The 12691-nt window shown below is 62.4% G+C and carries 14 protein-coding genes; 3 read left to right on the top strand and 11 right to left on the bottom strand.

From position 1 onward, the window contains the following. The first annotated feature begins 33 nt into the window (after nucleotides 1-33). Nucleotides 34-528, top strand: coding sequence for a GNAT family N-acetyltransferase (locus CXP40_RS03630; RefSeq protein WP_106732619.1), 495 nt, complete (start codon nucleotides 34-36; stop codon nucleotides 526-528). Between the two features lie 75 nt (nucleotides 529-603). On the opposite strand, the gene CXP40_RS03625 is transcribed toward CXP40_RS03630, so the two are convergent. Beyond that, entirely contained in the window at nucleotides 604-882 is a 279-nt protein-coding gene (locus CXP40_RS03625) for a YdcH family protein (protein ID WP_099522587.1), read from the bottom strand. Nucleotides 883-950: 68 nt separating this feature from the next. Next, the gene (locus CXP40_RS03620; RefSeq protein WP_099522588.1) at nucleotides 951-1199 is read right to left on the bottom strand and encodes a YdcH family protein; all 249 of its coding nucleotides are present in this window, start codon (nucleotides 1197-1199) and stop codon (nucleotides 951-953) included. Between the two features lie 196 nt (nucleotides 1200-1395). On the opposite strand from CXP40_RS03620, the gene CXP40_RS03615 reads away from it, so the two are divergent. Next, the gene (locus tag CXP40_RS03615; RefSeq protein WP_106732618.1) at nucleotides 1396-2421 is read left to right on the top strand and encodes a CNNM domain-containing protein; all 1026 of its coding nucleotides are present in this window, start codon (nucleotides 1396-1398) and stop codon (nucleotides 2419-2421) included. Here the strand turns inward: CXP40_RS03615 and CXP40_RS03610 are convergent, their stop codons facing one another. The 7 genes from CXP40_RS03610 to CXP40_RS03580 form a co-directional block, all read right to left on the bottom strand. After that, the gene (locus tag CXP40_RS03610) at nucleotides 2422-3198 is read right to left on the bottom strand and encodes a ferredoxin--NADP reductase (RefSeq protein WP_106732617.1); all 777 of its coding nucleotides are present in this window, start codon (nucleotides 3196-3198) and stop codon (nucleotides 2422-2424) included. A 76-nt stretch (nucleotides 3199-3274) separates the two neighbouring features. Next, entirely contained in the window at nucleotides 3275-4453 is a 1179-nt protein-coding gene (locus CXP40_RS03605; protein ID WP_106732616.1) for a glycine hydroxymethyltransferase, read from the bottom strand. A 15-nt stretch (nucleotides 4454-4468) separates the two neighbouring features. Beyond that, complete coding sequence (locus tag CXP40_RS03600; protein ID WP_106732615.1) at nucleotides 4469-5203, bottom strand: amino acid ABC transporter ATP-binding protein; 735 nt, start codon at nucleotides 5201-5203, stop codon at nucleotides 4469-4471. Nucleotides 5204-5216: 13 nt separating this feature from the next. After that, nucleotides 5217-5909 (bottom strand): amino acid ABC transporter permease, encoded by a 693-nt coding sequence (locus tag CXP40_RS03595; protein WP_106732614.1) that lies wholly within the window; start codon nucleotides 5907-5909, stop codon nucleotides 5217-5219. 2 nt (nucleotides 5910-5911) lie between these two features. Further along, nucleotides 5912-6649: an amino acid ABC transporter permease gene (locus CXP40_RS03590; RefSeq protein WP_106732613.1), complete on the bottom strand. Its 738-nt coding sequence runs from the start codon at nucleotides 6647-6649 to the stop codon at nucleotides 5912-5914. Nucleotides 6650-6718: 69 nt separating this feature from the next. After that, nucleotides 6719-7618, bottom strand: a complete 900-nt coding sequence (locus CXP40_RS03585) for a transporter substrate-binding domain-containing protein (protein WP_106732612.1) — start codon at nucleotides 7616-7618, stop codon at nucleotides 6719-6721. A gap of 237 nt (nucleotides 7619-7855) precedes the next feature. Then, nucleotides 7856-8515, bottom strand: coding sequence for a GntR family transcriptional regulator (locus tag CXP40_RS03580; protein WP_256579229.1), 660 nt, complete (start codon nucleotides 8513-8515; stop codon nucleotides 7856-7858). Between the two features lie 226 nt (nucleotides 8516-8741). On the opposite strand from CXP40_RS03580, the gene CXP40_RS03575 reads away from it, so the two are divergent. Next, complete coding sequence (locus tag CXP40_RS03575) at nucleotides 8742-9866, top strand: class I SAM-dependent methyltransferase (RefSeq protein WP_106732610.1); 1125 nt, start codon at nucleotides 8742-8744, stop codon at nucleotides 9864-9866. A gap of 5 nt (nucleotides 9867-9871) precedes the next feature. On the opposite strand, the gene CXP40_RS03570 is transcribed toward CXP40_RS03575, so the two are convergent. Both CXP40_RS03570 and CXP40_RS03565 read right to left on the bottom strand, forming a co-directional pair. Beyond that, nucleotides 9872-11191 (bottom strand): TldD/PmbA family protein, encoded by a 1320-nt coding sequence (locus CXP40_RS03570; protein ID WP_106732609.1) that lies wholly within the window; start codon nucleotides 11189-11191, stop codon nucleotides 9872-9874. Continuing rightward, nucleotides 11191-12633, bottom strand: a complete 1443-nt coding sequence (locus CXP40_RS03565; RefSeq protein ID WP_106732608.1) for a TldD/PmbA family protein — start codon at nucleotides 12631-12633, stop codon at nucleotides 11191-11193. The genes CXP40_RS03570 and CXP40_RS03565 overlap by 1 nt, the downstream gene beginning before the upstream one ends. Nucleotides 12634-12691: the final 58 nt, after the last annotated feature.

The raw sequence follows: 12691 nt of genomic DNA, 5'->3' as shown, positions 1-12691 counted from the left end.
GACCACCGACACAGACCTTCACCAGGGAACACCATGCAGATCGAACTGCTACCCACCACCACCGAGCAATTACCGCTGATCCGCAATCTTTATCAGTTCTACTCCTACGACAGCTCGGACTGGGAGCAGGAGGACGTCGAGGTCGACGGTCGTTTCTACATCCATGAGGAGCACCTGCAGCGCTATTGGCAAGAGCCGGGCTGGAGCGCCAGCCTGATCCTGGCTGATGGATTCATTGCCGGTTTTCTGCTGGTCGAGCGCAGCGAACTGCCCGCCATCGATGCACCGGAATTCGCCGACCTGTTCATCCTCAAGCGCTACCGCCGACTGGGTATCGGTCGTGCACTGGTGCAGCAGGCGATGGGCGACGGCAGCACCTGGTTGTTACGCTTCTACCGCCAGGACGAGGTGGCCCTGGCTTTCTGGCAACAGTTGATGAGCGAGTTGCCAAGACCGCCGAGGGCGGTCTGGACGGAAGATGAGGCAGAGGGACTGCTGACCTATCTGATCAACCCGCCCGTGCATTGAAAGCGTTTGGCCGTAGGAGCCCGCTTGCGGGCGATCAACCGTTCACAAATATCGCTGGCAAGCCGGCGCCTACACTCACCCCTTGCAACCGTTGCCACAGCCACAGCACTGCCCGGAGGCACGCTTGAGCTGACGAGCAAGTTCGTCCTTGAGCGCAACACGGTTGAGTTTCAGCGCGCTGAGGGTGACGTCATCGAGCAGCTCGATACCGTCTTCTATCCGGCAGATGCGCTTGTCCAGCGCTTCGTACTCTTCGGCCTGGCGAGAGAACTGTTCATCGCTCTGGCGCAGGCGCTGTAGTTCGTTGCGCAGTTCGGGGAAGTCATGAACCAACGGATGGTGGTCGACGTGCATGATGAAGCCTCTGACAAGGAAGATGGCTCCAGCCTAGCGCTGCACGTCGACCGTTCATTTGATCCGGATCAAGCACTGCCCGCCTTACGCAGCAGATCGGCGATCTCGTCCTTCAGGCCCACACGCTGCAGCTTTAGCCCCTGCAATGTCAGGTCGTCGGCAGCCTCACGGCCGTCCTCTATTTCGTAGATGCGCTTGTCCAGTGCCTCGTACTCGCCAGCCAGGCGAGGGAAGTGTGGGTCACTTTGCATCAGCTTGCGCATGGTATCGCCTTGCTGAGGGAATTCGCGGGTCAACGGGTGATGTTCAAGCGGCATGGAGGACCTCCCCAAAGAGTGTCCCTTTAGCCTAGTCGAAGCTGGGCCGCGTGCCGCCAATGAGCGATCAGCGAGCCAGCCGTCAGTCGACGAGCACTGCCTGCGCCCACACTTCGAAATGAAATGTTGCAGCTTTTCTGCTTTTCCTACCGCTCTTGCGCTAAATTTGCCAACCCTTGGCCACTTATCCCCCTACATGACACTCCTGATAGCGTTCGCTGTCCTCTCCATTCTGGTTTCGTTCATCTGCTCCATCCTCGAAGCCGCCCTGCTCTCCCTCACGCCCAGTTACATCGCTCAGCAGAAGGTCGAAAAACCTCAGCTGTACGAAAGGCTGAAAGAGCTCAAAGACAAGATCGACCAGCCGCTGGCGGCCATCCTGACTCTCAATACCGTGGCGCATACCGTTGGTGCGACCGGTGTCGGTGCGCAGGTGGCAATCGTCTTCGGCGACGGTTACCTGGGTATCGCCTCGGCGGTCATGACCCTGCTGATTCTGGTGCTCTCGGAGATTCTGCCGAAGACCATCGGCGCCCGTTACTGGCGCGCCCTGGCCCCCTTCCTGCCGAGCCTGCTGCGAGCGATGATCCTGCTGCTCAAGCCGTTCATCGTGCTTTCAGACCTGATCATGCGCCTGTTCGGCGGCAAGGAGCCGGAGCATGACATTCGCCAGGAAATCAAAGCGCTGACCCTGCTCGGCCGCGAAGTGGGCAAGCTCGACGAAGACGAGCATCGGGTGATCAGCAACATCCTCGACCTGCACGAGATTCGTCTGCGCGACATCATGACGCCGCGCATCGTCTGCGAATCCGCCGCACCGGATGAATCGATCGCCGCGTTCAAGACCCGTGCCCGCGAGAGCCAGTTCTCCCGCTACCCGGTAATCGGCGAGGACGAGTCGCCGCTGGGCGTGGTGTTCCGTTATGACGCCCTGGCCGCCGAGAACGACGCCGAACCGATCACCCAGATCATGAAGCCGCTCAAGGTCGTGTCGGAAAGCATGAACGTGGAAAACCTGATGACCCTGCTCATGCAGGAGCGCCAGCACATGTGCCTGGTGTATGACGAATTCGGTAGCTGGCGCGGTCTGGTGACGCTGGAAGACATCATGGAAACCATCATCGGTAAGCCGATCCTCGACGAGACCGACGACATCCCCAACATGCGCCGCTTCGCCAAGCGCCGCTGGGAGCACCGACTCAAGGCGATCCGCGAAGACTGATCACCAGTAGTTTTCGACTGCCACCTGACCCGGCCGCCGGGTCAGGCTCAGGTTCAGACCGCGCGCCTTCAGGCGTTGACGAATGTCGTCGATCATCTGTGGGTTGCCGCAGATCATCACTCGCGAATGCTCAGGCGTCAGCTCAAGCCCGGCGGCCCGTTCCAGCTCGCCGCTGTCGAGCAGCTCGGTGATGCGCGCACTCAGGCAATCCGGCGCCTGCTCACGGGTGACCACCGGCAGGTAGGTGAGCTTGTCGGCGAACTCGGCCAGGTGCTCCAGCTCGGCAAGCCCCCGGATCAGCGGCTGGTAAGCCAGCTCGGCAGAGGTTCTTGCGCTGTACACCAGCACGATGCGCTCGAAGCGCTGCCACACCTCGAAGTCCTGCAGGATCGACAGGAACGGTGCGATGCCGGTGCCGCTGCCGAGCAACCACAGGTCGCTGCCGTCGACGAAACGATCCAGGGTCAGGTAGCCGGTAGCCATCTTCTCAACCAGCAGGGTGTCGCCAACACGCAGCCGACTCAACTCGCTGGTGAACTCGCCATCCGGCACCACGATGGAGAAGAACTCGAGAAACTCGTCGTGCGGCGCCGAAACCAGCGAATAGGGTCGCCAGACCACCGAACCGTCTGCCTTTTCCACCCCTAGACGCACGAACTGCCCGGCGCGAAAACGAAAACCGGCATCACGGGTGGTACGCAAGGTGAACAGGCTTGGTGTCAGTGTCTGTACGTCGAGCAGGCGCTCGCGTTTGAACTTGTCATCGCTGATGGTCATGTGCAACTCCTGAGCGAATGATGCCGGCAGTGTCGCGCAAAAGCCGCGCGACAAAAACCGGCAGATCGCAGGGGCATCAGACCACGGTCATGCGTCCATCCGGCTCACGACGCAGGGCAGCGGCCAGCCAGCGGGCGATGTTATCCACCTGCTCGTCCTGGCCCTGAGCGACGATGAACTGGGTGCCGACACGCAGGGCATAGCCGCCAGGCGTGGTCGGGTCGTTGCAGGTGCCGACCAGAATGCCCTCCTGCTCCAGCGCCTTGATCGTGGCAGCTGCATCCCTCACCGCGCTCATCGGCACCAGCACCTGATGCGTGAAAATCTGACCCTTGCCAGGCGCGATCACTGCCACGTTCAGCTCGCGCAGCACCTTGGCGAAGGTTTCGCTTGCCCTGCAGATGCGCCGCGCGTAGGAGCCTTTGTCCGCCTCGGCCTGTTGCAGGGTGATCAGAAAGGATGGCAGCTTGCCGGCATCGTAGTTGGCCAGTAATGCGCGGTCGATGAAACGCGCCAGACGCTCGCCATCTTCGGTATGACGACCGGCGATCAGGCTGTGTGGGCGACCCGGCAGGGTCTTGTAGGTGGAGCTGGTGAGGATATCGACGCCCAGTTCCAATGGGTTGGGGAAGGTACCGCCAGCGATCAGCCCGGACACGTGCGAAGCATCGAAAATGGTTTTTGCCCCCACTTCGCGAGCGGCAGCTACCACCGGCTCGACATCGTCCGGCGTGATGACCACCGAGCGGCCGAGCATCACCAGAGTCGGCCGCAGCGTACGCACCTGCTCAGCGGCGGCCTGTGCGTCCAGACGGCAGGCGCGGCTGTCGAATGGCAGATCGGCCACGCGCAGCCCGGCCAGTTCCGGCGTGCCGCCGCGGCGCTGACTGAGGTGCCCGCCATGGGCCGCGGCAGGCGCCAGCAGCAGGTCACCCGGCCGGCTGAAAGCGTGGAACACCGCTAGGTTGGCGATGGTACAGCTGGGCAGGCGCGGCTCAGCCCAGGCCGCGCCGAACAGGCTGCAGATGCGCTCGCGCACGGCCACTTCGAGGCCAGAAACCAGATCGGTATCCGGTTGTTCCTTGGTATAGCTAGGCCCCATCGCCGGGTAGGCGCTCAGCTCGGGCGCATAGGCCTGCTGCGACTCGGCGCTGGGCAGGTTGGCACCGGCGTAAAGCACCACGCGACCATCACGCAGCGCCGCGCCGCGCGCAGCCGCCATCGCCAGCAGTTGCTGTTCGTTGGGCATTTCCATGATCTTCGTCCGGCGTTAGTGAGAGAGAATTTTCGACAGGAATTGCTGGGCGCGGTCGGAGCGGGCGTTGATGTCGCCGAAGAATTCTTCCTTCGGGCAGTCTTCGACGATCTGTCCGGCGTCCATGAAGATCACCCGGTCGGCGACCTTGCGCGCGAAGCCCATCTCGTGGGTCACGCACATCATGGTCATGCCTTCGTGGGCGAGCTGCACCATGACGTCGAGCACCTCGTTGACCATTTCCGGGTCGAGCGCCGAAGTCGGCTCGTCGAACAGCATCACCACCGGATCCATGGCCAGGGCGCGGGCGATGGCGACGCGCTGTTGCTGGCCACCCGAGAGCTGGCCGGGATGCTTGTGCGCGTGCTCCTTGAGGCCGACGCGTTCGAGCAGTTGCAGGCCCTTCTTCTCGGCCTCGGCCTTGCTGCGACCGAGCACCTTGATCTGCGCCAGCATCAGGTTTTCCATGATCGACAGGTGCGGAAACAGCTCGAAATGCTGGAACACCATGCCGACGCGCGAGCGCAGCTTGGGCAGATTGGTGTCCCTGGCCGTGACGCTGATGCCATCGACAGTGATCTCGCCGCTGTCGATGGGCTCCAGCGCGTTGACCGTCTTGATCAAGGTGGACTTGCCGGAACCGGAAGGCCCGCACACCACCACCACCTCGCCCTTGGCAACGGTGGTCGAGCAGTGCGTCAGCACCTGGAACGAACCGTAGGATTTGCAGACATCGCTGATGGTTATCATGGCGAAGGCACTCTTAACGAATGATGGCGACGCGCTTTTGCAGGCGGCGTACGGCATAGGAAGCGAGCAGGGAGATCACGAAGTAGATGAGCGCGGCGAAGACGTACATCTCCAGCAGGCGACCGTCACGCTGAGCGATCTTCGCCGCGGCGCCGAGGAAGTCGGTGATCGAGAGGATGTAGACCAGCGAGGTGTCCTGGAACAGTACGATGGTCTGCGTGAGCATCAGCGGCAGCATGTTGCGCAGTGCTTGTGGCAAGACCACGTAGAACAGGCTCTGGCGGCCGGTCATGCCCAGCGCTATCGACGCCTGGGTCTGGCCCTTGGGCAGCGACTGGATACCGGAGCGGATTATCTCGCAGAAGTAGCAGGCCTCGAACAGGGTGAAGGTGATCACCGACGACCAGAACGGGTCGATGCGTACCGGACGCGGCGCACCGGTGATCCACTGCACCACGAAAGGCACCATGAAGTAGAACCAGAAGATCACCAGCACCAGCGGCAGCGAGCGCAGCAGGTTGACGTAGCCACCGGCGAACATCGACAGCGCGCGGTAACGCGACAGACGCATGATCGCCAACAGCGAGCCGAAGAAGATGCCGCCGATGGTGGCGAACAGCGTGAGCGTCAGGGTGAAGCTCATGCCGGTGTAGAACAGATAGGGGAGCGAGTCGACCACCACTCCCAGGTCGAAACTGCCAAACATGTTCAGCTCTCCTTCCGCAGGCCGTAGCCCGGCACAGCGGCCTTGCGCTCGACGGCGCGCATGGCGAAGACGATGATCAGGTTGAGCACCAGATACAGGGTGGTTGCCGCCGTGAAGGCCTCGAAGGTCTGGAAGCTGTTTTCCTGCATCGCCCGAGCGCTGCCGGTCAGCTCCATCAGGCCGATGGCCAGGGCAACCGAGGTGTTCTTGGTGCAACTGAGGAATTCGGAGGTGATGGCCGGTACCACGATGCGATAGGCCATCGGCAACAGCACATAACGGTAGGTCTGCACCAGCGTCAGGCCCATGGCCAGCCCGGCCATGCGTTGCCCACGGGACAGACTCTCGAGCCCGGCACGCACCACTTCGGCCATACGCGCGGCGTGGTAGCAGCCCAGGCAGATCACCGCCGTGTAGAACGCGGCGTTGGGCAGTTGCTTGAACCAGCGCCCCAGGTCGGTGGGCAGCAGCTCCGGCAGCACGAAGTACCAGAGGAACATCTGCACCAGCAGCGGAATGTTGCGAAACAGCTCGACGAAGCCGGTACCCAGCGCACGCATCCAGGCCAGCGGCGAGGTGCGCGCTACACCGACCAGCGAGCCGAGCACGATGGCGATGGTGAACGCGCCGAGGGCCGTGGCGACCGTCCAACAGGCGCCCCAGATCAGCGTCATCAGGTAGGTATTGGTGCCATCGAGCGAAGGCTCGAAAAAGATCCACCAGTTCCAGTTGTAACTCATGGCCTAGCCCATCCAGTACATGTCATGGCCCGGTCGGCGCAGGGCACCGACCGGGTTGGCGCCACTCGATCAGCGATACAGCTCGGGGGTCGGATCGTCGGTGGGCTCGGCAATGACCTTCTTCAGCTGGCCGGACATCGGGAAGTTCATGTTGATGCCACGCGGCGGAATCGCCTGAACGAACCACTTGTCGTAGATAGCGTTGATTTCACCGCTGGCATACAGCTCGTCGAGGGTGGCGTTGACCAGTTCCTTGAAGTCATCGTCACCACGGCGCAGCATGATGCCGTATGGCTCGACCGACAGCGGCTCGGCGGACATGACGAAGTCTTCAGGGTTCTTCGAGGTCGCGGCGGCGCCGGCAATGGACACATCGTCGAAGATCAGCGCCACGGCGCGTTCGGTCTGCAGGGTCAGCATGCCTTCGGCCAGGTCCTTCACGCTCAGCACGTTGAGGCCGAGGTTCTGCGCGGCATTGATCTCACTGATGACCTTGACGCTGGTAGTGCCGGCCAGGGTGACCACGGTCTTGCCCTGGGCATCGGCCATGGTTTCGATCGGCGCGCTCTTCTTGGAGAGGATGCGCACGCCAGCAACGAAATAGGTGTTGGAGAAACTCACCTGACGCTGGCGCTCGGCATTGTTGGTGGTGGTGCCGCACTCCATGTCGATGGTGCCGTTGGCCAGCAACGGCATGCGGGTGGCGCCGGTCACGGGCAGGTAGCTGACCTTCAGCTCCGGCTCGTCGAGTTTGAGCTTGATCGCATCGACGACCTTCGCGCACAGGTCCATGGCATAGCCGATGGGGCGCTGCTGATCGTCGTAGTAGGAAAAGGGCACGGCCCCATCACGGTGGCCGACGCTGATCTCCCCCAGCTCGGCAATCTTCGCCAGTGTGCCTTCCTGTGCCGACACTCCCGCTGCTGCGAACATCAGCATCATCGACGAAGCCGCAAAAATCTTCTTCATGGTTTTGCCCCCTGTTTTGTTATCGCGCAACGGCTCCCTTTCATGGGGTGCCGGCGTGCCCTAGCAAGCATCGCCAGGCCACTCTGCGGGACGGTAAAGGGCACCGTCAACAAAAAAGAATAATAAATAATGAATTCATTTTAATTGCACGAAGATAGGGCAATTTTTCGCGCAGATGCTCGAATATCGGGCGTAAAAACGCCTAGCAAGAGAGGGATTTATGCAGAAGGTAAGCGACTATTCTTGATCGCTGACGAGCGCCGAGTCCTGCAACTCGTCGATGGAATGACGCACCGTACGCGCGGTGTTCATCACGTGCTGACGCATGATCTTGCCGAGCCGACTGCCATCACGAGCAGCAAGGGCCTGCAGGATCTTCTCGTGGTCGCTCACCGCCTCTTTCCAATCCCGCGGGGCCTGACGCACGGTGTGACGGATGTTGCGAATGCGCAGTTCCAGGTTGCGGTACAGCGCCAGCAACGACGCATTGTCGGCCGCCTCGAAAATGGCGAAATGGATGGCTCGATTGAGCCGCGAATACTCCAGCGAACGTGACGCTCGGTAGGCCTCGATCATGTCCTCGTGCATCTGGCGGATGGCGTCGATCTGCGCGTCACTGATCTTCTCGCAGGCCAGCTCGCCAGCCAGCGCCTCGATGCTGGCGATGATCGGGAACAACTCCTGCAACTCCTCATCGGTGATGGTGACCACGCGGGCCCCACGCTGCGGCAACAGTTCGATCATGCCTTCGGCCGCCAGCGCCTTGAGCGCTTCACGCAGCGGGGTGCGCGAGATATCGAAGCGTTCACACAGGGCTTTCTCAGGGATTTTCTGACCCGGCTCCAGCTCGCCGCTGACGATCAGCTCACGCAGATGGTCGACGATTTCACTGTGCAACGTTCGGCGTCGGATGGGTCTAGCTTCGGAAACGCTCAATCTTGTCTCTCGCTCATGCCTTACCAAGGTCTGCCGGCAGATCGCCCGCCAGACCGCTGGGTGAGACTTAGCCATTGGCGCACACACTTGTCCAGCGGCACATGTGGCTACCTTCAGGAATGTTGGGGTGCAGCGACGCCAGCGGCTATGATGCGCCAGCTCCACACGCCTCCGGAAAACGCCTGCCATGCCGTCACTCGTCACCCCATTCGCCGACCTCGACCTGATTCGCCAGCCCGAACAGCAGAACGAACCTCTGCAGGCCTTCGATGCTGCCGACGAATACCTGTTGAGTCATGTGCACGAGCAGGGCATCGACGCCACAAGCCGGGTGCTGGTGCTCAACGATGGCTTTGGCGCCCTCGCCTGCTCACTGGCCACGCACTGCCAGGTGAGCAGCAGCGGCGACTCGAACCTCGGCCACCTGGCACTGCAGAAGAACCTGGCGCGCAATGGTGTGGCGGTGGAGGCGGTCCGCTTCGTGACGTCCAGCGAAACGCCGCAGGGACCGTTCGACTGGGTACTGATCCGCGTGCCAAAGACTCTGGCCCTGCTGGAGGAACAACTAATCCGTCTGCACGACCAGTTGGCGCCGAATGCCCGTGTGGTGGCTGGGGCAATGATCAAACACCTGCCGCGCGCCGCCGGTGATCTGCTGGAGCAATACATCGGCCCGGTGCAAGCCTCGCTGGCGGTGAAGAAAGCCCGGCTGCTCGTGGCCACGCCTGAAACCAAGGCGGCGCCGCACTCGCCCTACCCCACTCGCTACAACCTGGATAAACCGGCGCTGGAGTTGATCAATCACGCCAATGTGTTCTGCCGCGACGGCCTGGATATCGGTACACGCGCCTTTCTTCCGCATCTGCCACGCCACCTCGGCCGCGTCCGCGTCGCCGATCTAGGCTGTGGTAACGGCGTACTCGGCATCGCCTATGCCCTGGGCAGCCCACAAGCGGAACTGACGCTGGTGGACGAGTCGTACATGGCCGTGCAATCGGCGCAGGAAAACTGGCGGGCGGCACTCGGTGAGCGACCGGTGACCATACGCGCTGGCGATGGCTTGGCCGAGCAGCCGGCTGACTCGCTGGATCTGGTGCTGTGCAATCCGCCCTTCCATCAGCAGCAGGTGGTCGGTGACTTCCTCGCCTGGCGCATGTTCCAGCAGGCCCGCGCGGCGTTGGTCACCAGTGGTGAACTGTGGATAGTCGGCAACCGCCACCTGGGCTACCACGCCAAACTGGCACGGCTGTTCCGCGGTGTCGAACAGGTGGCGGCCAATCCGAAGTTCGTGGTGCTCAAGGCGAGAAAATAGATTCTCTACAAGGTCAGAGTAAACCGCGACAGCAGCGCGCCCGGCAAAGCCATCGAGCCCGTCTGCCTGGCGCCGTAGGTCCCGCCCGGCAGCAGCAGCTCCGGCTCACGGGTCAGGTCTTCCAGTTGCAGGCCGAGGAAGTCGAACAGCGAATCGTCAAAACGCATGGTGTCGACTGGCGCCTGGATCTGCCCATCCTCGACCCAGAAGGTGGCGAAGCGGGTCATGCCAGTCAGGCGTGCCGCGGGCAGGTCGGAGAAATTGCCGTACCACAGGTTACCGATGTACAGCCCGGTGCCGAGCCGTTGCAACACGTCCTGCTCGTCCAGCTCGCCGCCATGCACCTGCAAGGACAGCGGGTATTCGCCGCTGCACGCGCCATTGGCGATCAGGCCATATTCTGCGGCACTGCGTGAGCTGACCAGGCGCTCGCCGGGTCGCCCCTGGCTGATCAGGCGCAACGGCCGACGCGGCCCTTCCGCGGTAAAGGCCGGCGCCAAACCACCCTCGATGCGCTCGTCCATGGTCACCAACGGACTGAGCTTGGCTTTACCGTTGAACAGCCGCTGCAACGGGCTGCCACCCGACGCCAGCGCCTGGGCGCCGAAGCCCCAGCAGCACAGGCTGACCAGTTCTTCCAGCGCAGCCGGTGCCAGGTAGGCGCGATAAGCCCCCGGCTCCAGCGCCTTGGCCGGCCGACCGAGAAATTCCAGCTGTTGCCGCGCGCGGTCCAGCTTGCGAGCGAACGCCTGAGTGTCCCACTGCTCACTGGCATATGCACTTTTCACTGCCTGGCCGTTGCCGTGAAACAGGCTGAATTCGAAGTTGAAACTACTCGCGGCGTACCAGCCAAAGGCGCCCCAGGAGCTGGCGAAACCCTGATACTGAGGCCCCACGGCCAGAAAGCCAACCAGATCCAGACCAGCAGCCGCAGCGACGATCTGCTGCGCCATGACCGCACCGTCGAGCGAACCTGCTTCACTCGCCACCTCGCTGCGCCAAGCCTCACGGTTCAAGCGCAGATAAGGGTCATCACTCAAGGTTGGCAGCACGCCTCGCAGGCGCTGCACTATCTGCTGCAGACGCGGCAGATCCTCGTCGAGCACACCGCTGAGTGCCAGTTTGCTCTCGGCATGTCGCTGTCCCTGGTACAGCGAGAGGGTGACGTAGACCTGCTGCACATCGCCGGCCTGGCGCACATGACCCTGATTGAAACGGATGAAGCTGGACACCTCGGCGCCATAGGCCAGGGTGAAACCCTCCTCGCCCACGACTTGCGCCTGCAGATGTTCGAGCAACGCGCTGAAATGCTGACGTGCATTCATCAGGCCGCCCCTCCGAAAACGTCGATATCGGCGAATACGCAGGCTGGCGTAGCGTGCCCCACGCGAATCACCTGATTGGGTTCACCCTTGCCGCAATAGGGTGTGCCCATCACCTCGAAGGTGCTGGTGTCCCCCACCGCACGCAGGTTGCGCCAGAACCGTGAGCTGATGCCTCGGTAATTTGGGTTCTTCACCACGCCTTTTAGCTCGCCGTTCTCGATCAGTTGGCCCCACTCGCAGCCGAACTGGAATTTGTTGCGCGCGTCGTCGATCGACCAGGAGCGGTTGTTGCTCATCAGAATCCCGCGTTCGATACCGCCGATCAGTTCGGCCAGCGGCTGATCGCCTGGCTCCAGATTGAGATTGGCCATACGGTCGATGGGCGGCCGATTCCAGTTGCAGGCGCGGCTGTTGGCCACGCCTGGCAAGCCGCTGCGCCATTGCGACAGCGCGCCGCCGAGCGGACGCTGAAGGATGCCATCTCGGATCAGCAGCTGCCGTTCGGCCGGCGTGCCGTCATCGTCATGGCGGTAGCTGGACAACTCTCCAGGCACATCCGGATCGAAGCTGACATTGAGCAGCGGCGAGCCATATTGGTAATGCCCGAAATCGCTCTGACGGACAAAGCTGGTGCCGGCGAAATTGCGCTCGTCACCGAGAATGCGGTCCAGCTCCAGCGGATGGCCGATGGACTCGTGAATCTGCAGGATCATCTGGTCTGGCATCAGCAACAGATCGCGCGAACCATTCGGGGTGTTGGGCGCCAGCAGCAGTTGCAATGCTTCGTCGGCGATGCGCGCGGCGCTGCCGATCACACCCAACTGCTGCAGCACCTCGGCGCCGCCCTGGCGCGCCAGATGCGTGCCGCCGAAGCTGCGGCTCTGGCTGTCGTGTTCGTCGCTGGCGGTAACGCCCACCTGCGGGAACACATAGCGCTGGGCGCGCCGCAGGCAGGCGCCCTCGCTGTTGAGAAATATCTGCTCATGGCAGGTGAACGTCAGCCCGACGTGGCTATCGACCAGACGCGCATCCTGGGGAATCAATGCCGACTCTGCCATCAACAGCTCGAACCAGTGGGCAGCACCCGCCAGCGGCTGCTCGTAGCCTGGCATCACATCGTCGTTGTGTTCGGTGGGGTACGGCAGACTGCCGAGATCCAGCAGGTTATGCCCAGCCAAGGTGCGCGCCATCTGCTCGGCGTGCTCCAGTGCAGCCTGCAAGCCAGCCTGACTGAGATCGCTGGTGGCCGCATAGGCTTCGACACCGGCGATACGCACTGTGAGCATGGCACCACCATCGTCGACGAAGGAAGGCGCCTGCGCCACACGCCGCCGCACCCAGTAGGACTCCCTGCTCTCGCGCACATGGCGCAGCGACCAGTAGTCGGCAGTGGATTTCAGCGCGGCGAAGCGGCGTTTGAGGGTATCGCTGAGGGCGAACATCGAGCCTCCTTGGCGTGTGAACAAAGGAGGCCAGTATGGGAACAAGCACGCGCCGGGA

Source organism: Pseudomonas sp. YY-1, from assembly GCF_002843095.1.
Classification (GTDB): domain Bacteria; phylum Pseudomonadota; class Gammaproteobacteria; order Pseudomonadales; family Pseudomonadaceae; genus Aquipseudomonas; species Aquipseudomonas sediminis_A.
Note: the sequence above shows the minus strand (reverse complement) of the source record. Positions and strands in the feature narration are given on the sequence as shown.

Coding starts and splice junctions, on each gene's coding strand:
- CXP40_RS03630 (WP_106732619.1), top strand. CDS start 34: ATGCAGATCGAACTGCTACCCACCACCACCGAGCAATTACCGCTGATC.
- CXP40_RS03625 (WP_099522587.1), bottom strand. CDS start 882: ATGCACGTCGACCACCATCCGTTGGTTCATGACTTCCCCGAACTGCGC.
- CXP40_RS03620 (WP_099522588.1), bottom strand. CDS start 1,199: ATGCCGCTTGAACATCACCCGTTGACCCGCGAATTCCCTCAGCAAGGC.
- CXP40_RS03615 (WP_106732618.1), top strand. CDS start 1,396: ATGACACTCCTGATAGCGTTCGCTGTCCTCTCCATTCTGGTTTCGTTC.
- CXP40_RS03610 (WP_106732617.1), bottom strand. CDS start 3,198: ATGACCATCAGCGATGACAAGTTCAAACGCGAGCGCCTGCTCGACGTA.
- CXP40_RS03605 (WP_106732616.1), bottom strand. CDS start 4,453: ATGGAAATGCCCAACGAACAGCAACTGCTGGCGATGGCGGCTGCGCGC.
- CXP40_RS03600 (WP_106732615.1), bottom strand. CDS start 5,203: ATGATAACCATCAGCGATGTCTGCAAATCCTACGGTTCGTTCCAGGTG.
- CXP40_RS03595 (WP_106732614.1), bottom strand. CDS start 5,909: ATGTTTGGCAGTTTCGACCTGGGAGTGGTGGTCGACTCGCTCCCCTAT.
- CXP40_RS03590 (WP_106732613.1), bottom strand. CDS start 6,649: ATGAGTTACAACTGGAACTGGTGGATCTTTTTCGAGCCTTCGCTCGAT.
- CXP40_RS03585 (WP_106732612.1), bottom strand. CDS start 7,618: ATGAAGAAGATTTTTGCGGCTTCGTCGATGATGCTGATGTTCGCAGCA.
- CXP40_RS03575 (WP_106732610.1), top strand. CDS start 8,742: ATGCCGTCACTCGTCACCCCATTCGCCGACCTCGACCTGATTCGCCAG.
- CXP40_RS03570 (WP_106732609.1), bottom strand. CDS start 11,191: ATGAATGCACGTCAGCATTTCAGCGCGTTGCTCGAACATCTGCAGGCG.
- CXP40_RS03565 (WP_106732608.1), bottom strand. CDS start 12,633: ATGTTCGCCCTCAGCGATACCCTCAAACGCCGCTTCGCCGCGCTGAAA.